Annotated in this window: 22 protein-coding genes; 16 read left to right on the top strand and 6 right to left on the bottom strand. The window is 72.3% G+C overall.

Going from position 1 to position 22,632, the window contains the following annotated elements; genetic code table 11:
* Positions 1–272: hypothetical protein (locus tag J4709_RS49675; protein ID WP_372442247.1), on the bottom strand; the 272-nt coding region annotated here is incomplete at its 3' end.
* 144 nt (positions 273–416) lie between these two features.
* A complete protein-coding gene (locus J4709_RS49670) occupies positions 417–1,370 on the bottom strand; it encodes an aldo/keto reductase (RefSeq protein WP_208252495.1) in 954 nt (317 codons plus the stop codon).
* Positions 1,371–1,645: 275 nt separating this feature from the next.
* Between J4709_RS49670 and J4709_RS49665 the strand changes: the two genes are divergently transcribed.
* Together J4709_RS49665 and J4709_RS49660 are read left to right on the top strand one after the other, a co-directional pair.
* Positions 1,646–2,464, top strand: coding sequence for an undecaprenyl-diphosphate phosphatase (locus J4709_RS49665; protein ID WP_208252494.1), 819 nt, complete (start codon positions 1,646–1,648; stop codon positions 2,462–2,464).
* A 61-nt stretch (positions 2,465–2,525) separates the two neighbouring features.
* Positions 2,526–3,155 carry a hypothetical protein gene (locus tag J4709_RS49660; protein WP_208252493.1) on the top strand — a complete coding sequence of 210 codons (630 nt, stop codon included), beginning with the start codon at positions 2,526–2,528 and terminating at the stop codon, positions 3,153–3,155.
* 36 nt (positions 3,156–3,191) lie between these two features.
* On the opposite strand, the gene corA is transcribed toward J4709_RS49660, so the two are convergent.
* Positions 3,192–4,172 carry a magnesium/cobalt transporter CorA gene (gene corA, locus J4709_RS49655; RefSeq protein ID WP_232385260.1) on the bottom strand — a complete coding sequence of 327 codons (981 nt, stop codon included), beginning with the start codon at positions 4,170–4,172 and terminating at the stop codon, positions 3,192–3,194.
* A gap of 77 nt (positions 4,173–4,249) precedes the next feature.
* Between corA and J4709_RS49650 the strand changes: the two genes are divergently transcribed.
* The 10 genes from J4709_RS49650 (at position 4,250) to mshC (ending at position 15,200) form a co-directional block, all read left to right on the top strand.
* Positions 4,250–4,975 carry a histidine phosphatase family protein gene (locus J4709_RS49650; protein WP_208252491.1) on the top strand — a complete coding sequence of 242 codons (726 nt, stop codon included), beginning with the start codon at positions 4,250–4,252 and terminating at the stop codon, positions 4,973–4,975.
* Between the two features lie 10 nt (positions 4,976–4,985).
* Positions 4,986–5,534, top strand: a complete 549-nt coding sequence (locus J4709_RS49645; RefSeq protein ID WP_208252490.1) for a DUF3090 domain-containing protein — start codon at positions 4,986–4,988, stop codon at positions 5,532–5,534.
* Positions 5,535–5,627: 93 nt separating this feature from the next.
* A complete protein-coding gene (locus tag J4709_RS49640) occupies positions 5,628–6,404 on the top strand; it encodes an SCO1664 family protein (protein WP_208252489.1) in 777 nt (258 codons plus the stop codon).
* A gap of 383 nt (positions 6,405–6,787) precedes the next feature.
* Positions 6,788–7,555, top strand: a complete 768-nt coding sequence (locus J4709_RS49635) for an NRDE family protein (protein ID WP_208252488.1) — start codon at positions 6,788–6,790, stop codon at positions 7,553–7,555.
* 156 nt (positions 7,556–7,711) lie between these two features.
* On the top strand, positions 7,712–9,478 hold the full coding sequence (locus J4709_RS49630; RefSeq protein WP_208252487.1) for an ABC transporter substrate-binding protein: 1,767 nt from the start codon (positions 7,712–7,714) through the stop codon (positions 9,476–9,478).
* A 110-nt stretch (positions 9,479–9,588) separates the two neighbouring features.
* Positions 9,589–10,800 carry an ABC transporter ATP-binding protein gene (locus J4709_RS49625; protein WP_208252486.1) on the top strand — a complete coding sequence of 404 codons (1,212 nt, stop codon included), beginning with the start codon at positions 9,589–9,591 and terminating at the stop codon, positions 10,798–10,800.
* The gene (locus J4709_RS49620) at positions 10,797–11,936 is read left to right on the top strand and encodes an ABC transporter ATP-binding protein (protein ID WP_208252485.1); all 1,140 of its coding nucleotides are present in this window, start codon (positions 10,797–10,799) and stop codon (positions 11,934–11,936) included. The genes J4709_RS49625 and J4709_RS49620 overlap by 4 nt, the downstream gene beginning before the upstream one ends.
* Entirely contained in the window at positions 11,933–12,904 is a 972-nt protein-coding gene (locus J4709_RS49615; protein ID WP_208252484.1) for an ABC transporter permease, read from the top strand. Before J4709_RS49620 ends, J4709_RS49615 begins: the two co-directional genes overlap by 4 nt.
* Positions 12,905–12,910: 6 nt before the next feature.
* Positions 12,911–13,855, top strand: a complete 945-nt coding sequence (locus J4709_RS49610; RefSeq protein WP_208252483.1) for an ABC transporter permease — start codon at positions 12,911–12,913, stop codon at positions 13,853–13,855.
* 115 nt (positions 13,856–13,970) lie between these two features.
* Entirely contained in the window at positions 13,971–15,200 is a 1,230-nt protein-coding gene (gene mshC / locus J4709_RS49605) for a cysteine--1-D-myo-inosityl 2-amino-2-deoxy-alpha-D-glucopyranoside ligase (RefSeq protein ID WP_208252482.1), read from the top strand.
* Positions 15,201–15,275: 75 nt separating this feature from the next.
* On the opposite strand, the gene J4709_RS49600 is transcribed toward mshC, so the two are convergent.
* The 3 genes from J4709_RS49600 to J4709_RS49590 all read right to left on the bottom strand — a co-directional run bounded on the left by J4709_RS49600 (position 15,276) and on the right by J4709_RS49590 (position 17,524).
* Positions 15,276–15,779, bottom strand: a complete 504-nt coding sequence (locus tag J4709_RS49600) for a TrmH family RNA methyltransferase (protein WP_307802147.1) — start codon at positions 15,777–15,779, stop codon at positions 15,276–15,278.
* Between the two features lie 264 nt (positions 15,780–16,043).
* Complete coding sequence (locus J4709_RS49595; RefSeq protein ID WP_173093413.1) at positions 16,044–16,886, bottom strand: PAC2 family protein; 843 nt, start codon at positions 16,884–16,886, stop codon at positions 16,044–16,046.
* Between the two features lie 179 nt (positions 16,887–17,065).
* Entirely contained in the window at positions 17,066–17,524 is a 459-nt protein-coding gene (locus tag J4709_RS49590; protein WP_208252480.1) for a universal stress protein, read from the bottom strand.
* Between the two features lie 419 nt (positions 17,525–17,943).
* Here J4709_RS49590 and J4709_RS49585 point away from each other — a divergent pair, with 419 nt between their 5' ends.
* The 4 genes from J4709_RS49585 (at position 17,944) to J4709_RS49570 (ending at position 22,582) form a co-directional block, all read left to right on the top strand.
* Positions 17,944–18,606 (top strand): HAD family hydrolase, encoded by a 663-nt coding sequence (locus J4709_RS49585; protein ID WP_269757680.1) that lies wholly within the window; start codon positions 17,944–17,946, stop codon positions 18,604–18,606.
* A 291-nt stretch (positions 18,607–18,897) separates the two neighbouring features.
* Complete coding sequence (locus J4709_RS49580) at positions 18,898–19,341, top strand: hypothetical protein (protein ID WP_208252479.1); 444 nt, start codon at positions 18,898–18,900, stop codon at positions 19,339–19,341.
* Positions 19,342–19,773: 432 nt separating this feature from the next.
* The gene (locus J4709_RS49575; protein WP_173093407.1) at positions 19,774–20,766 is read left to right on the top strand and encodes an ABC transporter permease; all 993 of its coding nucleotides are present in this window, start codon (positions 19,774–19,776) and stop codon (positions 20,764–20,766) included.
* A gap of 55 nt (positions 20,767–20,821) precedes the next feature.
* Positions 20,822–22,582, top strand: coding sequence for an ABC transporter substrate-binding protein (locus tag J4709_RS49570; protein ID WP_208252478.1), 1,761 nt, complete (start codon positions 20,822–20,824; stop codon positions 22,580–22,582).
* Positions 22,583–22,632 lie beyond the last annotated feature (50 nt).

Here is a 22,632-nt window from a genome sequence, read left to right as displayed (position 1 = left end):
CCCGCGGAGGCGACCAGCTCGTCGAGCGCGGCCCGGCCCTCGCGGGCGTCGGCGGGCGCCTGGGCGGGCGCGGGGGCCTGCGACCCGGCGGACGGCCCGGACGGCCCGGACTGCCCGGACGGCTTGGACTGCGCGGACCGTCCGGCGCGGGCGGCCTCGGCGGCGCGGGCCCCGGCGGCCTCGGCCGCGCGCATCGCCTCGGCGGCGCGGGCGGCGCGCTCCTGCGGGGACTCGGGCGAGGGGCTGTCGATGTCAGGTGGGGTGTCGGTCACGGGCTTCCCGTCGCGGCTTCTCACGGTTGGCGGTGGACCGTCCCGAGCGTGCCACGGACGGCGCGCCCGGTCACGGAGGCGGGCGCCCCGTTCGCGGACGCGGCCGGGTAGGCGGCCGGGGAGGCGGTCACGGGTCGGGCACGGTCACTGGTGGGCGGGGGACATGTCGGAGACGTCGTCCAGCGCGGCGCGGATCTCGTTCGGCAGCGTCAGGTCCTCGCTGTCCAGGATGGCCTCGAGCTGCGCGGCGGTGCGGGCCCCCACGATCGGGGCGGCCACCCCCGGACGGTCGCGGACCCAGGCCAGCGCGACGCTCAGCGGCGACACGCCGAGACCCTCGGCGGCGGTCACCACCGACTCCACGATCCGCGCGCACTCCTCGTCCAGGTACGGCTGGACGAAGTCGGCGAAGCGCGGCGCGGCGGCCCGCGACCCGGCGGGGATGCCGGTGCGGTACTTGCCGGTCAGCACGCCCCGGCCGAGCGGTGAGAACGGCAGCAGCCCCGCGCCGGCGTCCAGCGCCGCCGGCACCACCTCCCGCTCGATGTCGCGGCTGAGCAGCGAGTACTCCAGCTGCGCCGACACGATCGGGGCGCGGCCCGGCCAGGCGCGCTGCCACGCGGCCGCCTTGGACACCTGCCAGCCCGCGTAGTTGGACACCCCGACGTAGCGGGCGCGTCCCGACGCGACCGCCTCGTCCAGCGCCGACAGCGTCTCCTCCAGCGGCGTCGCCGGGTCGTAGACGTGCAGCTGCCACAGGTCGACGTGGTCGAGGTCCATCCGGTCCAGGGACGCGTCCAGCGCGCGCAGCAGGTGCCGCCGGGAGCCGTCGTAGCGCCCGTTCGGCCGGATCGCCGCCTTGGTGGCGATGACCAGGCCGTCGCGGTCGACGACCTCGCGCAGCAGCGCCCCGAGGATCCGCTCGCTGTCGCCGTCGCTGTAGACGTCGGCGGTGTCCACCAGCGTGCCGCCGGACTCCGCGAACGCCACGATCTGCGCGGCGGCCTCGTCCGGGCCGGTGTCCTGGCCCCACGTCATGGTGCCCAGCCCCAGCCGGGACACCAGCAGCCCGCTCCGCCCGAGGTGACGCTCCTTCATAGGCGGTCAATGTAGCGGTCATCGCGGGCGCCCCACGGCGCCGTCACCGTCCGCGCCGGCCCGGCGACATGCCCGGGCGCGGATGGACGGCGGGTGACGGGCACATGAGCATGATCGGTCCCGCCGGTGACGGCCGGAGGTGTTCCCGCAGGTGGGAGGGGGCGCCCGGCGGACGGCGGCGGCGCACCGGAACCGGCGCGCGGCGGGCCGCGGATACGCTTCTCCGGGGATCGGGCGCCGTGGCCGATCTCGCATTCGGAGGAGACCCGCCGCTCGTGAACGTCGTGGAAGCGACCGTGCTCGGGATCGTCCAGGGGCTCACCGAGTTCCTGCCGATCTCCAGCTCCGGCCACCTGCTCATCGTGCCGAAACTGCTCGGCTGGAAGGACCCGGGCGCGGCGTTCACCGCCGTCATCCAGCTCGGGACCATGGCCGCCGTCGTCATCTACTTCCGGCGCGACCTCGTCCGCATCCTGACGACGTGGACCAAGAGCCTGTGGACGCCGGACCTGCGCCCCCACCAGGACGCCCGGCTCGGCTGGTACATCGGCCTCGGCACCGTCCCGGTCGCCGTCATCGGCCTCGCCCTCAACGACTTCATCGAGGGCGGCGCCCGGAACCTGTGGCTGAACGCGTCGTCGCTGATCGTCCTCGGGCTGCTGCTGATGGTCGCCGAGTGGGCCGGCATCGGCAAACGCGAGGTCGCCGACCTCAACCTGCGCGACGGCCTGATCATCGGCGGGTTCCAGGCGCTCGCGCTGATCCCCGGGTCGTCGCGGTCCGGGTCGACGATGACCGGCGCGCTGTTCCTCGGCTACACCCGCGAGGCCGCCGCCCGCTACTCCTTCCTGCTGTCGATCCCCGCGGTGGTGCTGTCGGGCCTGTTCGAGCTGCGCAAGGCGTTCGACGGGTCGCTGCAGGTCGTCCCGACGCTGATCGCGACCGTCGTGTCGTTCGTGGTCGGCTACGCCTGCATCGCCTGGCTGCTGAAGTTCCTCACCCGGCACTCCACCAACGTGTTCGTCTACTACCGCGTCGCGCTCGGCGGCGCCCTGCTCGGCCTGCTCGCGGCCGGCGCGATCTCGGCGACCTGACCCGCAAAGTTCCTGGTGGGCCCTGTTCCGGCGGGCCGCCACCGGGCTAAAGTGCCGGGCCATGGGCCCCACCCCGTACTCGATGCAGCAGCCCGAGGGCGCCGGCGCGCCGCCCGCCGGCCCGGTGTTCGGCGCCGGACCCGGCGACGACCCCGGCTACCTCGCCTCGCTGCGGGACATGACGGTGCTGGGGCGGATGCGCCTGATGATGCTGGTGCTGGTCGGCGCGCCACTGCTGATCCTCACGCTGACCCCGCTGATCGTCGACAACCGCGGCGGCGCCGCGGGCGACGCCCCGCCGTGGATCTACGCGCCGCTGCTGCTGGCGGCGGCGGTCGCGGCCCTCGCCGGGCCGCGCGCCCCGCTGCCGATGGCGCCCGGCGCCGAGCCCGCGGAGGCGGCGCGGCTGGCGCTGACGCAGTTCCGGGCGGCGGTGATGCTGCGGTTCGCGCTTGCCGAGGGCGTGATCCTGCTAGGCCTGCCGCTCGCGATGATCGGGCACGCCGTGGTGGTGTTCGTCGCCGGGTTCGTCGTCGGCTACCCGCTGCTGCTGTGGCTGGCGCTGCCCACCAGGGGCGGCGTGGAGCGGATGCGCGGCCGCCTGGAGTCGCGGGGCACCGAGTCGCACCTGTGGGCCGCGCTGCTGGCCGAACTGCTCCCCGGCGGGACGTCCGGCCGGGACACCGCCTGACCCGCGCGCTACAGGCGCCCTACAGCCAGAGGCGCCCTACAGCCAGCCGCTCTTGCGCAGCCTGAGGTACAGCAGCACGCACACGGCCGCCATCACCAAAAGCACCACCGGATAGCCCCACGACCATTTCAGCTCGGGCATGTGCGTGAAGTTCATCCCGTAGATCCCGGCGATCGCGGTCGGCACCGCGATGATCGCCGCCCACGCGGAGATCTTGCGCATGTCCTCGTTCTGCCGCTTGCCGAGCAGCGCCAGATGCGCGTTCAGCACGCTGTTCAGCAGCTCGTTGTGCGCGTCGACCTGCGCGTCCACCCGCAGCAGGTGGTCCAGCACGTCGCGGAAGTACTCCCTGGTCCCCGCGCACTCCGAGACCCGGCCCTTGACGATCTCCTGCAGCACCGGCACCAGCGGGTCCTCGGCGGTGCGGAACTCCAGCACCTCCCGCTTCAGCGAATAGATGTCGGCGGTGACGTCGCGGGCCCGCGGGTCGAACACCGCCCGCTCCAGCCCGATGATGTCCACCTCGACCTCATGCGCGACCAGCCCGTACCGGTCCACCACCTCGTCGCACACCGCGTACAGCACCGCCGTCGCGCCGTGCTCCAGCAGGTCCTTGTCCTCCTCCAGCCGCTTGCGGACCGGCCCCAGCGGGTTCCCGGCCCCATGCCGGACCGTGACCGCGAAGTCCTGACCGAGGAACACCATGATCTCGCCGACCTCGATGTCGGACGTCTCGTCGACGTAGGCGAGGGTCTTCAGCACCACGAAGAGCGTGTCGTCGTAGCGCTCCATCTTCGGCCGCTGATGCGCCGACACCGCGTCCTCCGCGGCGAGCGGATGCAGCCGCAGCTCGTCCTTGACGAGCTCGAACTCCTCCTCGTCGGGCTCGTACAGGCCGATCCACAGGAAGCAGTCGCCGTCGGCGCGCGCCAGGTCGAAGGCGTCGCTGATGTCGCCGTCGATGTCGCTGCGGACCCCGCCGGCGTAGATGGCCTTGTCCACGATCACGGCATGCATTGTGACGCATCCGGCGCACCGCGCGGAATCGCGCCGCTGATCACATCCGGTCCCCGCATCTCCTACAGTGGCCAATTGTGACGACCCTTCTCCTGGTAAGGCACGGCCTGACCGCTATGACCGGGCCGGTGCTGGCCGGCTGGACCCCCGGCGTCGGGCTCGACGACCGGGGCCGCGCGCAGGCGTCCGCGGTCGCCGGCCGCCTCGCCGCGCTGCCGCTCGCCGCGGTCGTCTCCAGCCCCCTCGACCGGTGCGTCGAGACCGCCGGGACGGTCGCCGCCCCGCACTCCCGCGACGCCGGCGGCACCGTCGACAAGGTGGACATCGACGAGCGGTTCGGCGAGGTCCGCTACGGCGACTGGACCGGCCGCCCCCTCAAGGAGCTCACCGAGGAGCCGCTGTGGCGGATCGTGCAGGCGCACCCGAGCGCCGCCCGGTTCCCCGGCGAGGACGGCGAGGCCATGGCGGACGCCCAGCACCGCGCCGTCGCCGCCGTCCGCGACTGGAACGAGCGCATCGCCGCCGCCCACGGCCCCGACGCCGTCTACGCCGTGTGCAGCCACGGCGACATCATCAAGGCCGTCGTCGCCGACGCCCTCGGCCTGCACCTGGACCAGTTCCAGCGCATCCAGGCCGACCCCGCGTCGGTGACCGCGATCCGCTACACCGAGCTGCGGCCGTTCGTCGTCCGCCTCAACGACACCGGCGGCGACGTCACCGGCCTGCTGCCGAAACCGGACGGGGACGATGACCGGAAAGCCGGACCCGGGGCAAGTGACGCGGTCGTCGGCGGCGGCGCGTAGGGTCGGAGTCATGCCCGTCATCTCCTACGACCTGCCGGAGCGGTTCGTCGCCGGCGCCGTCGGGCGCCCCGGCGACCGCGCCTTCTACCTGCAGGCCCGCGCCGGCCGCCGCGTCACCAGCGTCGGCCTGGAGAAGTTCCAGGTGACGCTGCTGGCCGAACGGCTCGAGGAGCTGCTGGACGAGGTGCTGCGGCGCAGCGGCGGCGAGGCCCACGTCCCCGCGGTCACCCCGTCGGAACTGCGCGACGAAGGCCCGCTGGAGCAGCCGGTCGAGGAGGAGTTCAAGGTCGGCACGATGGCGCTGGCCTGGGACCCCGACGACGAGCGCGTCGTCATCGAGGCGCAGGAGGTCACCGAGGGCGAGGACGACGCCGAGGTCGGCGAGGACGACCCCGCCATCGCGGTGCTGCGCGTCCGGATCAGCGCCGCCCAGGCCCGCGCGTTCGCCGAGCGGGCCCTGCAGGTCGTCGCCGCCGGCCGCCCGCCGTGCCCGCTGTGCGGCCTGCCGCTGAACGCCGAGGGCCACGTCTGCCCCCGCCAGAACGGATACCTGGGCTGAGATGCGCGCGGTCGGCACACCGCGCCGGGGCGCGGCCGCCCCGGACCGGGACCCGCGCTGGATCAAGGGCGGAACGCCCGGGAGAATGAGCGCATGACGCAGTCCTCCCGGGACCGGGCCCCCGCCGGCGACCCCTCCGGCGACCGGGTCTCCCCCCGCGACGTCCCCGCCGCCGAGAGGCTGCTCCTCGCCGGCCGTCTCTCGATCGAGGGCCGCCTCGTCCAGGCCTCCAACGCCACCCTCTACTGCACCGTCGAGCACGACGGCGTCAGCGCCGCCTGCGTCTACAAGCCCGTCGCCGGCGAGCGGCCGCTCTGGGACTTCCCCGACGGCACCCTCGCCGAACGCGAGGTCGCCGCCTACGAGGTCTCCAAGGCCATGGGCTGGGGCACCGTCCCCCCGACCGTCCACCGCGACGGCCCCTACGGGCCCGGCATGGTGCAGCTGTGGGTGGAACCCGACCCCGACATCGACCTGGTCGCCCTCTCGCGCTCCGACGACGACGCGATCCGCCGCATGGCGGTGTTCGACGCCGTCGTCAACAACGCCGACCGCAAGATCGGGCACCTGCTGCCGCCCGGCGACGGCCACGTCTACGGGTGCGACCACGGCGTCTGCTTCTCCGTCGAGTACAAGCTGCGCACCGTCCTGTGGCAGTGGCGCGGCAAGCCCCTCACCTCCGAGGCCGCCGAGGCCCTCACCCGCGTCGACCGCGCCCTGCGCGGCGGCCCCCTCGCCGACCGCCTCGGCGAACTGCTGACCGCCGACGAGGTCGACGCGACCCGCCGCCGCGTCGAACTCATGCTCAAGCACCGCATCCACCCCTACCCCCCCGAAGACTGGCCCGCCATCCCCTGGCCGCCGCTTTGACCCAGGGGGGCGACCCCCTGGAACCCCCGTTGTGACGGGTGAGGTGTTTCCCGCTCCGCTAGCGCTCCGCGCGAAACACCTCACCCGTCGTCGGGCAGGCCCGCTCCGCTCGCCAGGGCTCGCTCCGCGTGCCTGCCCGTGGCTGTGTTTCCCAGGGGGCGACCCCCTGGAACCCCCGTTGCGACGGGCGAGGTGTTTCCCGCTCCGCTAGCGCTCCGCGCGAAACGCCTCATCCGTCGTCGGGCAGGCCCGCTGCGCTCGCTGGCGCTCGCTCCGCGTGCCTGCCCGTGACCGGGGGCTGAGCTTCAAGCTCGCGGGGTCGGGGCGGTGTGTGTGGGGGGTCGGGGTTCGGGGTGGTTTGGGGGGAGTGCTCCAATTGGGGGATGTGCACGGCGATCATCAGTGTCGAATCCTCCGCCGCCGTTCCCGTGCTCGTCGCGGGCGTGCGGGACGAGTTCATCGTGCGGGACTGGCAGCCCCCGGGGCGGCACTGGCCGGACCGGCCCGGGCTGGTCGGCGGCCGTGACCTGCGCGCCGGCGGCACCTGGTTCGCCGTGGACCCCGCAGCGCCGCGCGTCGCGCTGGTCCTGAACGGGCGGGGCCGGATGGCGCCCGAGGCGGGGCGCGCCACCCGCGGTGAGCTGCCGCTGCTGATGGCCGCCGACGGCAAGCTCGGCGAGCTGGAGCTCGCCGCGTTCGACCCGTTCCACCTCGTCGGCGCCGAGCCGGACCGGGTGCGGCTGTGGAGCTGGGACGGCCACGACCTCGTCGAACGCGTCCTCGGCCGCGGCCTCCACATGATCGTCAACAGCGGGCTGGAAGGCGAGGGGCAGCAGGAGGGCGGGACCGAGGACGCCTACATGGGCGCGCGCCTCGCCCACTTCCGGCCGCGCCTGGCCGCCGCGGCCCGCCCCCGTCCCGGGACCGAGGACGGTCCGCGCGAGGCGTGGGGCGAGTGGCTGCCGCTGCTGGAGGGCGACGGGCTTCCGCGCGCCGACCACCGCGCGCTGCTGCCCCTGCTCGACATGGGCGACGGACGCGTGTGGGGCACCACCTCGGTCAGCCTGGCGGCGCTCGCCCCCGGCTCCGTCGTCCGCTACGACTTCTCCGGCGCGCCCGGTGACGGGGCCGCCTGGACGCGCGTGCTCTGACCCGCCCCCGCCGCCGCGTTTTCCTCCCCGCATCAGCGCGATCATGACGCTGGGTGCTAATTTGACTACCTAAAGCGATCTTCGTGGCCGGGCCGTGCGGCCCCGGCCCGCGGATCGCCCGGGCAGTCGGTCATCAGCAGACGGGGGAGTGCGCAGATGACAGCAGTGAGACGGGGGGCGGCGCTCACCGCCGGGCTCGGCGCGGCGGTGCTCGCGCTGACGTCCTGCGGGGGCGGCGGTGGCGGCGGCGGGGGGAGCGCCGGCGGGACCCTGAAGGTCGTCGGGTCCTCCGACGTGGACCACCTCGACACCTCCAGCGTCTACACGACCTGGGGCAACATGCTGGCCCGCCAGTTCGCCAGGACGCTGTTCGGGTTCAAGGCCGCCGACAACTTCGACGACGCCATCAAGGTGCAGCCCGACGTCGCCTCCGAGATCCCCACCACGCAGAACGGGGGCCTCAGCCAGGACGGCCGGACGTACACGATCAAGCTGCGCACCGGCGTGCTGTGGAACACCACCCCGGCCCGCGAGGTGACCGCGCAGGACTTCATCCGCGGCATCAAGCGGGTGTGCAACCCCGCCAAGCCGTCCGGCGGCAAGGCGTACTACACCGAGACCATCGTCGGGATGAGCGCGTTCTGCAAGGGCTACGGCGGTGTCGACCCGAAGAGCGCGTCCGCGATGGCCGCCTACCAGAACGGCCACAACGTGGCCGGGCTGACCGCCAAGGACGACAAGACCCTCGTCATCAAGCTCACCCAGCCCGCGAGCGACTTCACCAACATCCTCGCGCTGGAGTTCGCGGCGGCCGCCCCCGCCGAGTACGACGGGTACATCCCCGACAGCCCGCAGTTCCGGCAGCACACGGTCTCCGACGGCCCCTACCAGATCGTGTCGTACTCGCCGAACAAGCAGTACGTCCTGGACCGCAACAAGAACTGGAAGGCCGCCTCGGACCCGACGCGGGCGCAGAACCCCGAGCGGATCCAGGTCACCATGGGGCAGGACTCGCCCGACGTCGTCCAGCAGCAGATGGAGCAGGGCTCGGCCGACCTCGCCTGGGACCAGCCGGTGCCCACCTCGCGGATCCCGAGCCTGAAGTCCAACCCGAACTTCAAGATCATGGAGGGGTCGTCCAGCAACCCCTACATCGTCTTCAACACCCTCAGCCCGAACAACAACAAGGCGCTGGGCAAGGTGCAGGTCCGGCAGGCGATCAACTACGCGATCGACAAGACCGCGCTGATCCAGATCTACGGCGGCCCCGACGTCAGCGAGGTGCTGAACCAGGTCATCCCGCCGCGCAGCGTCGGCTACCAGCCGTTCAACCTGTACCCGACGCCCGGCAACGCCGGCGACCCGAACAAGTGCAAGCAGCTGCTCGCGCAGGCCGGGTACCCCAACGGCCTCACGCTCAAGTTCCCCTACCGGGTCTCCAGCAACCATCCGAAGGTCGCGCAGTCGGTGCAGGCGAACCTGAAGGCGTGCGGCATCACCGCGAACCTGACGCCCGACACCAACGGCACCTTCTACAACACCACCCTGGTGACGCCCGCCGACGCCAAGGCCGGCAAGTGGGACATCGCCGGCCCCGGCTGGGTGCCGGACTGGTACGGCAACAACGGCCGCACCAACATCGTGCCGCTGTTCGACGGCCGCCAGTATGGCCCGAACTCCACCAACTACGGCGACTACGACAACCCGAAGGTCAACGCGCTCATCGACCAGGCGCTGAAGGCCAAGGACGTCAACACCGCCGCCGGGTTCTGGGCGCAGGCCGACAAGCAGATCATGCAGGACGCCGCGGTCGTCCCGCTGATGAACCAGAAGTACCCGATCTTCCACTCGTCGCGGGTGAAGAACGCGCAGTACCTGCCGCAGTACCAGGCGTACGACCTCAACCAGGTCAAGCTCTCGTAGCCGGCGGCGCCCGGGCGCCCGCCGGCGGCGCCGCGCCCGGGCCCGGCCCGTCCCCGCCCGCGCGGGCCCGGGCCGTCCGCCGGACGGATGCAGGACGCGAAGGGGCGTCGATGAGTCTTCTCGAGGTGACCGACCTGCGGGTCTCCTTCAGCACGCCGGACGGGGTGGTGCGCGCCGTGCGGGGCGTCTCGTTCGCGGTGGACCGGGGCCGCACGCTCGGCATCGTCGGGGAGTCGGGCTCGGGCAAGAGCGTCAGCACCCAGACGCTGATGGGCCTCACCCCGGGCGCGAAGGTGAGCGGGCAGGCCCTGTTCGAGGGCGCCGACCTGCTCACCGCGGGGGAGCGGCGGATGCGCCAGATCCGCGGCGCCGAGATCGCGATGATCTTCCAGGACCCGCTGTCGAGCCTGCACCCGCTGTACAAGGTGGGCCGGCAGATCGAGGAGATGATCCGCGCGCACGAGCCGGACACCGGCCGGGACGCGGTCCGCAAGCGCGCGGTGGAGATGCTCGGCACGGTCGGCATCCCGCAGCCGGCGCAGCGCGCCGAGGAGTACCCGCACCAGTTCTCCGGCGGGATGCGCCAGCGCGCCATGATCGCGATGGCGCTCGCGCTGAACCCGAAGCTGATCATCGCGGACGAGCCGACGACCGCGCTGGACGCGACCGTCCAGGCGCAGATCCTGGACCTGATGCGGCGGCTGCAGCGCGAGTTCGACACCGCCCTGATCATGATCACCCACGATCTCGGGGTGATCGCCGACATGGCCGACGACGTGCTGGTCATGTACGGCGGGAAGGCCGCGGAGAAGGCGCGGCGGCGGCCCCTGTACTACCGGCCGCACCACCCGTACACCAAGGGGCTGCTGCAGTCGACGCCGTCGGCTGCGGCCGGCGCGGACCGGCTGCGGCCGATCCCCGGGCAGCCGCCGAGCCTGATCAACATCCCGACGGGGTGCGTGTTCCATCCGCGCTGCGAGTACGTGATGGACCGGTGCGTCACCGACGAGCCGGTCCTGGACCCGGTGACCGGCGACGACGACCCGACGCACGTGTCGGCGTGCTGGCTGCCGCTCGAGGCGCTGGGGCTCGGCGAGGACGCCGAGCGGCTGCGGCAGCGGGCGGTCGAGGAGGGCCGCGTGCGGGCGCGGCCCGCGGCGGCGGCGAACGGCGGGGCGCCGGAGTCGTCCGGCGCGGTCGACGCCATCGCCGAGCCGCCCGGCCCGGACGCGGACGCGGGCACGGACGCGGATACGGCCGGACGGGACGGCCCGCCGGGCGAGGACGGCGGCGGGACGCGCGGGGACGGAGGCACCGCATGAACCCGGAGGCGAGCGGGCGGCGCGACGGGACCGGCCCCGGGAACGGCGGTTCCGGGCAGGGAGCCGGCCACGGCGAGGTGCTGGTCTCGGTCGACGACGTCTACAAGCACTTCCCCATCAAGCAGGGGATCGTGTTCAAGAAGGAGATCGGCCGCGTCCACGCGGTCGACGGCGTCGCCCTGGAGGTCCGGCGCGGCGAGACCCTCGGGATCGTCGGGGAGTCCGGCTGCGGGAAGTCGACGCTGGCGCGCTGCATCACCGGGCTGCACCAGGTGACGGCGGGCCGGATCCTGTTCGAGGGCGACGACATCACCCGGCTCGGCAAGGCCGGGCTGAAGGCGTTCCGCCGCGACGTCCAGATGATCTTCCAGGATCCGTACGGGTCGCTGAACCCGCGCCGCCGCGTCGGCTCCATCATCGGCGACCCGTTCGCGGTGCACTCGATCGCCGGGGGCGCCGAGCGCAAGCGCCGCGTGCAGGAGCTGATGGAGCTGGTCGGGCTGAACCCCGAGCACTACAACCGGTTCCCCGCCGAGTTCTCCGGCGGGCAGCGGCAGCGGATCGGGGTCGCGCGGGCGCTGGCGCTCAAGCCGAAGCTGATCGTGTGCGACGAGCCGGTGTCGGCGCTGGACGTGTCGATCCAGGCGCAGGTCATCAACCTGCTGAAGGACCTGCAGGACGAGCTCGGCCTGACGTATGTGTTCATCGCGCACGACCTGTCGGTCGTCCGGTACGTCAGCGACCGGGTCGCGGTGATGTACCTCGGCAAGGTCGGCGAGGCCGCCGAGGCGGAGGTCCTGTACGGGCGGCCGCGGCACCCCTACACGGCGGCGCTGCTGTCGGCGGCGTCGATCGCCGACCCCGACGAGGCGGAGCGCGCCGAGCGGATCGTGCTGACCGGCGACGTCCCGTCGCCGATCGACCCGCCGTCGGGCTGCCGGTTCCATCCGCGCTGCCCGAAGGCCGCGGACCGCTGCATCCGGGAGGACCCGCCGCTCGTCCCCCGCGAGGGAGATCCGCCCGACCACGTGACCGCCTGCCACTTCCCGGTGGAGCCGGGCGAGCGCCTCGCGCACAAGCACGCGGCGATCGCGCAGGTCTCCACCCAGCCGGAACTGCCGGAGGCCGAGGAATGAGCAGCTACACCGATCTCGAGGCGCAGGAGGTCGACCCGACGGCGGGCACCGCGCCCGCCCGGGTGCAGGGCCGCACCCCGTTCCAGCTGGCGTGGGCGAGGTTCCGGCGCGACAGGCTCGCGGTCCTGTCCATCGTCGTGCTGGTGCTGATCGCGGTCTACGCGATCCTCGCGCCGCTGTGGGCGCACCTGACCGGCCACCCCTACGACCAGACGTTCCCGAAGACGGGGCTGGACGTGAACGGGCAGCCGCGCGGCCCGTCGGGCACGTTCCTGCTCGGCGCCGACCAGCTCGGCCGCGACGTGCTGGTCCGCGCCGCCTACGGGGCGCGGATCTCGCTGGTGGTGGGGATCCTGTCGGCGGTGCTCGCCTCGATCGTCGGGACGCTGGTCGGGGTGCTCGCGGGGTTCGTCGGCGGGGTGGCGGACACGCTGCTGGCGCGGCTGATGGACATGACGCTCGCGCTGCCCTACCTGCTGGTGGCGATCATGCTGGCGACGACGTTCCAGATCTCCTCGGTCGGTGCCAGCCTGACGCTGACGATCCTGGTGATCGCGTTCTTCTCGTTCGCGGCGTTCGGCCGGATCATCCGCGGGCAGGTGCTGTCGCTGAAGCAGAAGGAGTTCGTGGAGGCGGCCCGCTCGCTCGGGTCCTCGAACGCGCGGATCATGTTCGTGGACGTGCTGCCGAACCTGGTCGCGCAGGTCACCGTGCTGACTTCGCTGCTGATCCCGACGTCGATCGTGTTCGAGGCGACGCTGTCGTTCCTCGGCGTCGGGGTGCGGCTGCCGATGCCGTCGTGGGGGTCGATGCTCGGCGAGGGCAGCGACGTGTTCCAGACCGCGTGGTGGCTGCTCGCGGTGCCGGGCGTCCTGCTGCTGCTGACCACGCTGTCGTTCAATCTGCTCGGCGACGGGATCCGGGACGCCCTGGACCCGCGCGGCGACCGGGCCACCGGGGGGAAGTGAGCGCCTGTGATCCGCTTCGTCATCCGCCGCCTGCTGTACGCGGTGATCGTGCTGTGGCTGGTGTCCACGCTGGTGTTCGTGTTCCTGCACGTCTCGCCCGTCCCGGTGGAGCGGGTCATCGGCGGGCCGCGCGCCACCACCGACACCCTCAACCAGATCCGCCGCAACCTGGGGCTGGACCAGCCGGTCATCGTGCAGTACGGCCAGTTCCTCGGCCGGTTGCTGCACGCCAACCTCGGCGAGTCCTACATCAACGGGGAGCCGGTGACGACGCTGATCGGGGACCGGCTGCCGACGACGCTGTGGCTGGTGTTCGGCGCCGGCATCCTGTGGTTCGTCGGCGGCGTGGTCACCGGGGTGCTGTCGGCGACCCGGGCGCGCAGCCTGTGGGACCGGGTCGTGACGGTGTTCGTGCTGGTCGGGCTGTCGACGCCGCCGTTCGTGATGGCGCTGGTGCTGCTGTACCTGTTCGCGACGAAGCTCAGCGAGGCGGGCGTCTACTTCTTCGAGGCGGGCCCGCCGCTGCAGATGCACTTCTGGCGCCGGATGATCCTGCCGTGGATCGCGCTGGCGTTCCTGATGGTCGCGGCGTACACGCGGCTGACGCGCGGCGCGATGCTGGACGTGCTGGGGGAGGACTACGTCCGGACGGCGCGGGCGAAGGGGCTGTCGCGGCGCCGCGTCGTCTACAAGCACGGCCTGCGGGCGGCGCTGACCCCGGTCGTCACCCAGTTCGGCATCGACCTCGGCGCGCTGATCGGGTCCACGATCGTCACCGAGAAGGTGTTCGGGCTTCAGGGGGTGGGGCAGCTGGTGTACCAGTCGATCGCGCTGGGCGACACCCCGGTGATCATCGGGGTGACGCTGATGGTGACGTTCTTCGTCATCATGGCGAACCTGCTGGTGGATATCGGCTACTCGTTCCTGGACCCGCGGGTGCGGCTGTCCTGACGGCGCTCCCGCGGGTCCTGCGGGGCCGTCCACGCCGGATCACAATGCGGGCACTCGGGACGGTCAACGCGATCTCGGAGTAATACCGCGAGGGGGGCATGGATAAGCTTTCCGTATGCGATCGTGGCCCGCTTCCGACGTCCCCAGCCTCAACGACGCGGGACTGCCCGCCGCGGCGCGGCGGCTCAGCCTGTACGACACCGGGACGGGCGCGGTGCGGCCCACCGAACCCGGCGAGACGGCCCGGATGTACGTCTGCGGGATCACGCCCTACGACGCGACCCACCTCGGGCACGCCAACACCTACCTGGCGTTCGACCTGGTGAACCGGGTGTGGCGTGACCTCGGCCACACCGTCCACTACATCCAGAACGCCACCGACGTCGACGACCCGCTTCTGGAACGTGCCCAGCAGACCGGGGAGGACTGGCGGGAGCTCGCGGACCGGGAGATCCAGCTGTTCCGCGACGACATGACGGCGCTGCGGGTGCTGCCGCCGGACCGCTACATCGGCGCGGTCGAGTCGATCCCGCTGATCGTCGAGATGATCGAGAAGCTGCGCGGCCGCGACGCCACCTACGAGGTCGACGGCGACGTCTACTTCCCGATCGCCGCCGACCCCGCGTTCGGGCAGGTCAGCCGGCTGACGCGGGAGCAGATGGCGCCGCTGTTCGCCGAGCGCGGCGGCGACCCGGACCGGCCCGGCAAGCGCGACCCGCTGGACGCGCTGGTGTGGATGGCGCGGCGGCCCGGCGAGCCCGGCTGGGACTCCCCGTTCGGGGAGGGCCGCCCCGGCTGGCACGTGGAGTGCTCGGCGATCTCCATCGAGCACCTCGGCATGGGCTTCGACGTCGAGGGCGGCGGCTCGGACCTGGCGTTCCCGCACCACGAGATGGGCGCCTCGCACGCGCAGGTCGCGACGGGGGAGCGCCCGCACGCCCGCGCCTACGTGCACGCCGGCATGGTCGGCCTGGACGGCGAGAAGATGTCCAAGTCGCGCGGGAACCTGGTGTTCGTGTCGCGGCTGCGCGCCGACGGCGTCGACCCGATGGCGATCCGGCTGGCGCTGCTCGCCCACCACTACCGCTCCGACTGGGAGTGGACGGACGGGCAGCTGCGCGACGCGGCCGCCCGCCTGGAGCGCTGGCGCGCCGCCGTCGCGCGCCCGTCCGGGCCGCCCGCGGGGCCGGTCGCCGGCACGGTCCGCGAGCGCCTCGCCGACGACCTGGACGCCCCCGCCGCGATCGCCGCGATCGACGCGTGGGCGGCCGCCGACGGCGCCGACGCGTCCTCGCCCGCGCAGGTGCGCGCGCTCGCCGACGCCCTCCTCGGCGTCGCGCTCTGACCGGCCCGGCCCCCGGGCACCCGGCCCCCGGGCACCCGGCCCCCGGGCACCCGGCCCCCGGGCTCGCCCGGCGGGTCACAGCAGCCCGGCCAGCTTGTACAGCACGAGGGACCCGGCGACGGCGACGTTGAGGCTGCTGCCGTCGCCGACCATCGGGATCTCGACGGCCTCGTCGAGCAGGTCGAGCGCCTCGGCGGGGATGCCGTGCTGCTCGTGGCCGAGGACGGCCACTGTCCGGGTCCGCGCCGCGGGCAGGTCGGCGAGCCGCACCGCCTCGTCGGCCAGCTCCACCCCGACCACGCGGGTGCCGGGGTCGTCGCGGGCGCGCTGCAGCCAGCCGAGCGGGTCGTTCACCCAGTGCACGCACGCCCGGCGGCGCAGCGTGTTGCCGCGCTCCAGCGCATCGGGCACCCACGGGAACCGCGGTACGGCCAGGCAGGCGCCGACGGCGTCGCAGGTCCGCAGCAGGGTGCCGAGGTTCGCGCCGTGCAGCGGCCACAGCGGCGCGGCGATCAGATGGTCCCAGCAGGAATGGGTCCGTCCGCGGCGCTGCCGTCGCAGCTCCCGCGGGGTCCGCACGCGGATCGCCTGCGGCCGGGCGGGGCGGGTCACCGCCTCCGGGGGGCGCCGCCCCTCATGTCGCTGATGCTCATCGCGGGCGCACTTGTCGGCGTGCGCGGGCCATCGCCGGCGGGTCTCTTACCGGCACGAGTGTAGCCCGGTAGAGTCCGCGGCATGCGCATGGAACTGGTCATGCTGATGCTGCCCGGCGTCCTCGTCGCGCTGATCGTCTTCGCGTCGGTGAAACGCCCCGACGAACCCGGCGACTGACCGGGCCGCCGGTCACCCGGGGTCGCGGCGCCGCAGGTACCGCTCGAACTCGCGGGCGATCGCGTCGCCGCTCGCCTCGGGCAGCTCGGTGGCGTCCTTCTGCTCCTCCAGGGTGCGCACGTACTCGGCGACCTCGGAGTCCTCCTCGGCGAGCTCGTTGACGCCGTTCTCCCAGGCCCGTGCCTCCTCGGGCAGCTCGCCCAGCGGGACGGTGACGTCCAGCAGGTCCTCGACGCGGCGCAGCAGTGCCAGCGTCGCCTTCGGCGACGGCGGCTGCGCGACGTAGTGCGGGACCGCGGCCCACAGCGACACGGTGTCCAGGTCGGCCTTGGCGCAGGCGTCCTGCAGCACCCCGAGGATCCCGGTGGGGCCCTGGTAGCGCGCCGGCTCCAGGTGCAGGGTGCTGACCAGCCCGGCCTCGGACGCGGCGCCGGTCACCGGTACGGGCCGGGTGTGCGGCGCGTCGGCGAGCAGCGCGCCGAGCAGCACCACGTTGCGCACGTCCAACTCGAGCATCAGCCCGACCAGCTCGCGGCAGAACGACCGCCACCGCATGTTCGGCTCGATGCCGTGGATCAGCACGACGTCCTTGCCGTTGGGAAGCCGCGCCCAGGAGATCCGCGTGGTGGGCCAGGTGATGTCGCGGGTCTCGCCGTCGACCATCTCCACGATCGGGCGGGTGACCTGGAAGTCGTAGTAGTCGTCGGGATCGAGCTCGGCGACCGGAACCGCGTCCCAGCTGGACTCCAGGTGCTGGATGACCCCGCTGGCGGCCTCCCCGGCGTCGTTCCATCCCTCAAAGGCGGCCACGAGCACCGGTTCGACGAGCTCCGGCACGCTCTCCAGCTCGATCACGCGCTGCCTCCTTCCGACGCCTGGGTACAGCGTCACCGGCGGGGGTCTCATTCCCGGGGTCGGGGGCCCCGCTCATGATCGGTGGCTGTCAGCCTACGTCCTGACAGTGACCTACCCCACCGTTCCGCCGCCAGACCCCCGCGCTGTACGCCCGCGGCGGAACGGAGGTCACGATCGGGTCACTTGCCGTCGGTGGTGTGCACGATCAGCACGTCGCAGGGGGACCGGTGCGACAGGTTCGCCGGGACGGAGCCGAGGATGCGGCCGGCGAGGCTGTTGAGGCCGCGGTTGCCGATCACCACCAGCTCGGCTCCGTGCTCCTTGGCGAGCTGGGAGATGACGTCGACGGCGTCGCCCTCGACGGCCTGCTGCCGGATGTCCTGGGCGCCCGCGGCGACGGCCCGCTCGCGCGCGGCGCGCAGCGCGTCGTCGGCGGGGGTGGAGCCCTGCACCTTGTAGGCCAGGTCGCCGAGCCGGTCGGCGGCGCGCTCGCGCTCGCGCTCGGGCATCGGGCTGTAGGCGGAGGCGAGCAGCAGGGTGGCGCCGGTCGCGGCGGCCAGCTGCGCGGCCCGGTCGACCGCGCCGAACGAGGAGTCCGAGCCGTCGGTGCCGACGAGGATCATGCGGTACGCGCTCATGCCGTTCCTTACCCGTTGGTAGTAACTGGGGGCACGTTATCGGTCGGGTGACCCATCCGTCACCGTCTTCTTGTACGGCTCGTCCGGTTCCGTATGCGCACCTTTGCGCGTGTTCCGCCATGTGGACGGATCGGAACGCGCCCGCGGGCCGCGGATAGTCTGGGGCCTCGGGCCGGCCCGCGGCGGGGACGGCTCCTCGCGTGAGGAGCCGGCGGCGACGGCGGGGCGGCCGCGGATGTGGCTGGACCGTGTCCGGACCGACGGCCCGATCGAGGCCGGAGTCGTGTACGGGCCCTTTCCGGCCGTGCCGGAGGGCGACGACCCGGCCGTCCTCAACGGCGACGGGCCGGCGTGACGCGCTGCGGCGCACGACCGCGCGCGAGCGCGCGTGCCGGCGGGACGAGGGAAGGAAGGACGAGTTGGGGGACGGGCGCGGAGGCCTTCAGGCCGTGCTGTTCGACATGGACGGGCTGCTCGTCGACTCCGAGCGGGTGTGGCTCGAGGTGGAGACGCAGGTGGTCGCCTGGCTCGGCGGGGAGTGGAGCGAGGAGCACCAGCGGGCCCTGGTCGGCGGCTCGCTGAGCATCGCCGTCGACTACATGCTGGAGCTGACCGGCGCGGACGTCGCCCGCGAGGAGCTCGGGCGGCGGATGCTGGACGGCATGCACGAGCGGCTGAGCGAGAGCGTGCCGCTGATGCCGGGCGCCAAGGAGCTGCTGGCCGAGCTGAGGGACGCGGGCATGACCACGGCGCTGGTGTCCTCCAGCCACCGGCGGCTGATCGAGCCGGTGCTGGACGCCGTCGGACGGGAGTTCTTCGCGCTCAGCGTCGCCGGCGACGAGGTCGCGCGGACCAAGCCCGACCCCGAGCCCTACCTCACCGCCACCGCCCGGCTCGGCGCCGACCCGGGCCGCTGCGTGGTGCTGGAGGACTCCCCGAACGGGGTCGCCGCGGCGGAGGCGGCGGGGTGCGTCACGGTCGCGGTGCCGTGCGTCCTGCCGATCCCGCCGGCGCCCGGACGCACCGTGGCCGGATCGCTGCTCGAGGTGACCTTGGAACGGCTGTCGTCGCTGGTCGGATGAGGTCCGGCGGATGTCGCGCTCGACCGGTTCGACGTCCAACCGTTGCGCATCGTTGATCTCCCGCCGGGCGCCTACGCCGGCCGGGGAACCGGACGGGCCCGTAGGTACTCCCATTGGGGCAGGGCACGACCCCGGCCGGCGGCGGCGGTCCCTAGGGGACGGCTCACGCCGGAGGAGGAGGCCGGAATGCCCGCAAACCGTCCGCCGGTAGGAGCGGCATCCGGGCCGGGACGTGTGACGATGGAAAGAGCAGCGCCTGCAGAGCAGCACCGTACGGAGTGAGGGGCCGGCATGAGCGATACGGCGATCGATCTGATCAGCCTCGGGGTGACCCTGGTCGGGCTCGTCATCAGCTGGGGGGTCTACCGGCGCCGGGGCGCGGCGTCGGGGATGCGCGGCGCAGCGCTGTCGCTGGTGCCGCTGGCCGCGGCGATGACCGGCGTGACGGAGTTCTTCGTCGATCTGGCGTTCAGCCCGGTGAAGTGGGCCGGGGTCGGGGTGGCGGGGCTCGCCGTCCTGCTCTACCTGACCTCGGGCGCGATGCTGAGCCGCCGCGCGGGCGGCGACGGCGGGAAGGCCGTGGCGGGCGGGAGGTCCGCGGCGGGCGGCGCGGGCGAGCCGAAGGCGGCCGGGCGCGGCGCCAGGCCCAAGGGGCAGGTGGGCGGCGCGCAGCCGTCCGGCGACCCGGAGTTGGCGGAGATCGAGAAGATCCTGCGCGACCGCGGCATCTCCTGACAGCGCGCGTAGAAGGGACCGGCGGCGGGCCGGGACGTTCCCAGCATGGGGGCGCCCCGGCCCGCCGTTTCTGCGTCCGGAGCCGCTGACCTGCGGACGATCGATCTCAGAACGGACTCAGTACGGTAAAGCTTGCCGGTCTAGACCGCGTTCGTGTTGCGGAGCACGGCACCGGCGAACGTACTATTCGGGCGATTTGTCCGACCGGTTGGACGAGCACGTGTGCCCGAGATGACGACGAGATCACAACTCAGATACGGGTACTGGCGCAGCCCGTCTCGCGGATGGACATTCATGGCCGAGGGGCTACCTTTCCCTTCAGCAAACGCGGCGTAACGGGCACGGGGTCAGCGGATGATCTCCGCGACCGCCGGTCACCGCGCCGGCGGCGGCAAGGCCGAACCAGTGGCCGGACGGTAGGAGGTACAGAGCGTGGCCGCACCCCTTGAGGTGACCGGGTCCGACACCGAGGCGCAGCCGGAGGCGGTCCTCGCCGGTGTCGACGGCAAGGCGATCCAGGGACGCTCCCTGGGACAGATCGCCTGGATGCGACTCAAGCGCGACAAGGTCGCGCTCGCCGGCGGCGTCATCGTGATCCTGCTGATCCTCCTCGCGATCTTCGGGCCGCTGCTGGTGCAGTCGCCGCTGGCCTACCACCAGAACCTGATCGACCCGACGTACAACCGCCCGAAGACCGGCATCTGGCACACCGGCATCAGCGCCGACCACCTCCTCGGGGTGGAGCCCGGCACCGGCCGCGACCTGCTCGCCCGGATCGTGCACGGCGCCCGGATCTCGCTGCTGGTGTCGTTCCTGGCGACGCTGCTGTCGGTGGTCATCGGCACGGTCCTCGGCATCACCGCCGGCTACTTCGGCGGCTGGGTCGACATGCTCATCAGCCGGGCGATGGACGCGTTCCTGGCGTTCCCCCTGCTGCTGTTCGCGATCGCGCTGGTCGCCGTCATCGCCGACGGCTCGTTCGGGCTGAGCGGCAACGGCCTGCGGATCTGGGTGCTGATCTTCGTCATCGGGTTCTTCAACTGGCCCTACATCGGCCGGATCATCCGCGGCCAGACCCTCTCACTGCGCGAACGGGAGTTCGTCGACGCGGCCCGCAGCATGGGCGCGCGCAACTCCTACATCCTGTTCAAGGAGATCCTGCCGAACCTCGTCGCGCCGATCCTGGTCTACTCGACCCTGCTGATCCCGACGAACATCCTGTTCGAGGCGGCGCTGTCGTTCCTCGGCGTCGGCGTGATCCCGCCGACCCCGTCGTGGGGCGGCATGCTGACCCTCGCGGTGCCGATCTACTCCTCGGACCCGATGTACATGATCGTCCCCGGTGTGGCGATCTTCATCACCGTCCTCGCCTTCAACCTGCTCGGTGACGGGCTGCGGGACGCTCTCGACCCTCGGGCCAAGTGACCTCGGGTTCATCCGACCCGGCGAAATGAATGGGGTGCGCCTGCACATGAACAAGATGAGACCAATCGCGGCCCTCGCGGCCGGCGCGCTCGCCGCGGCGGGCCTCGCCGCCTGCGGCGGCGGCGACTCGGGCGGCTCGGGGAGCGGGCCCGGCTACAACGCCGCGGTCAACAAGGTGGTCAACGCTTCGGACAAGAAGGGCGGCACCCTCCGCCTCGCCATGTCCGACGACTTCGACTCGCCGGACCCGGGCAACCAGTACTACGCCTGGGACCAGAACTTCTCGCGCTTCTACGGCCGCGGCCTGATGACCTTCAAGCCCGCCGCGGGCGACGACAGCAAGACCATCATCCCGGACCTGGCGACGGCCCCCGGCCAGTCGAGCGACGGCGCCAAGACCTGGACCTACAAGCTGCGCACGGGCGTGAAGTTCTCCGACGGCACGCCCGTCACCTCGAAGGACGTCAAGTACGCCGTCGAGCGCAGCAACTTCACCGACGAGATGCAGCTCGGTCCGAAGTACTTCAAGACCTACCTCGTCGACAACAAGCCCTCGTACAAGGGTCCCTACAAGGACAAGAGCGACGAGGGCCTGAAGTCGATCGAGACGCCGGACGACAACACGATCGTCTTCCACCTGTCGAAGCCGTTCTCGGAGTTCGACGACCTGGTGGCGATGTCGCAGACGATCCCGGTGCCGAAGGCCAAGGACACCGGCCTGAAGTACGAGTCGTCGATCGTCTCCAGCGGCCCGTACAAGGTCGACAACTACACCCGCGGCAAGTCGATGACGCTGTCGCGCAACCCGTACTGGGACCCGAGCACCGACCCGATCCGCAAGGCGCTGCCCGACAAGATCGAGCTGCAGCTGAAGCAGAACGCCGACGACATCGACAACCGCCTGCTGGCCGGTTCGCTCGACATGGACGTCGCGGGCGTCGGTGTGCAGGCCGGCACGCAGCCGAAGGTGCTGACGCCGCAGCAGAAGCCCTACACCGACAACCCGATCCAGGGCTACCTGCGGTTCATGTCGCTGAACCAGCACGTCAAGCCGCTGGACAACATCCACTGCCGCAACGCCGTGCAGTACGCGACCGACAAGGTCGCCGCGCAGACCGCCTACGGAGGCCCGCTGGCCGGCGGTGACGTCGCGACCACGATCCTGCCCCCGACGGTCGACGGCTACCGCAAGTTCGACCTGTTCCCGCAGAAGCAGGCGGCCGGCGGCAACGGCCTGGACGACGCCACGCTGGCGAAGGCCAAGCAGGAGCTCGCGGCGTGCGGCAAGCCCACCGGCTTCAGCACGAAGATCTCGGCCCGGTCCGACCGGCCGAAGGAAGTCGCGATGGCGCAGGCCATTCAGCAGAGCCTGAAGAAGGTCGGCATCAACGTCAGCATCGTGCAGTGGCCGGCCGGCGACTACTTCAACAAGTACGTCGGCGTCCCGAACTACGTGCACCAGCACGGCGTCGGCATGATGCTCATGGCGTGGGCGGCGGACTGGCCGACCGGCTACGGCTTCCTCTCCCAGATCGTCGACGGCCGGGCCATCAAGCCCTCCGGCGGCAACAACCTGGCCGAGGAGGACAACCCGAAGGTGAACGCCGCGCTGGACCAGGCGATCGCCAGCACCGACAAGGCGACGCGGACCAAGCTCTACGGCGACATCGACCAGATGGTCATGCAGGACGCCGTCGAGGTCCCGCTGATCTACGCCAAGGCGCTGCTCTACCGGCCGAAGCGGGTCACCAACGTCGGCATCACGGCCGGCTATGGCGGAATGTACGACTACCTCAACATGGGCGTGGAGAAGTAATTCTCCCTCCGTCCATGCGTTCATCTGAAGGCAGGTGAAGGCGATGCCCG

The organism is Actinomadura violacea (assembly GCF_017573465.1).
Classification (GTDB): Bacteria; Actinomycetota; Actinomycetes; order Streptosporangiales; family Streptosporangiaceae; genus Spirillospora; species Spirillospora violacea.
The sequence above is the reverse complement of the archived record's forward strand: the minus strand, read 5'-3'. Positions and strand labels throughout refer to the sequence as shown.

Bases quoted from the DNA above. Each gene is read 5' to 3' on its own strand.
- J4709_RS49620 (WP_208252485.1), top strand. From the start codon at position 10,797: ATGAACCCGGAGGCGAGCGGGCGGCGCGACGGGACCGGCCCCGGGAAC.
- corA (WP_232385260.1), bottom strand. From the start codon at position 4,172: ATGCATGCCGTGATCGTGGACAAGGCCATCTACGCCGGCGGGGTCCGC.
- J4709_RS49580 (WP_208252479.1), top strand. From the start codon at position 18,898: ATGAGCGATACGGCGATCGATCTGATCAGCCTCGGGGTGACCCTGGTC.
- J4709_RS49590 (WP_208252480.1), bottom strand. From the start codon at position 17,524: ATGAGCGCGTACCGCATGATCCTCGTCGGCACCGACGGCTCGGACTCC.
- mshC (WP_208252482.1), top strand. From the start codon at position 13,971: ATGCGATCGTGGCCCGCTTCCGACGTCCCCAGCCTCAACGACGCGGGA.
- J4709_RS49630 (WP_208252487.1), top strand. From the start codon at position 7,712: ATGACAGCAGTGAGACGGGGGGCGGCGCTCACCGCCGGGCTCGGCGCG.
- J4709_RS49570 (WP_208252478.1), top strand. From the start codon at position 20,822: ATGAGACCAATCGCGGCCCTCGCGGCCGGCGCGCTCGCCGCGGCGGGC.
- J4709_RS49635 (WP_208252488.1), top strand. From the start codon at position 6,788: ATGTGCACGGCGATCATCAGTGTCGAATCCTCCGCCGCCGTTCCCGTG.
- J4709_RS49645 (WP_208252490.1), top strand. From the start codon at position 4,986: ATGCCCGTCATCTCCTACGACCTGCCGGAGCGGTTCGTCGCCGGCGCC.
- J4709_RS49640 (WP_208252489.1), top strand. From the start codon at position 5,628: ATGACGCAGTCCTCCCGGGACCGGGCCCCCGCCGGCGACCCCTCCGGC.
- J4709_RS49670 (WP_208252495.1), bottom strand. From the start codon at position 1,370: ATGAAGGAGCGTCACCTCGGGCGGAGCGGGCTGCTGGTGTCCCGGCTG.
- J4709_RS49615 (WP_208252484.1), top strand. From the start codon at position 11,933: ATGAGCAGCTACACCGATCTCGAGGCGCAGGAGGTCGACCCGACGGCG.
- J4709_RS49660 (WP_208252493.1), top strand. From the start codon at position 2,526: ATGGGCCCCACCCCGTACTCGATGCAGCAGCCCGAGGGCGCCGGCGCG.
- J4709_RS49625 (WP_208252486.1), top strand. From the start codon at position 9,589: ATGAGTCTTCTCGAGGTGACCGACCTGCGGGTCTCCTTCAGCACGCCG.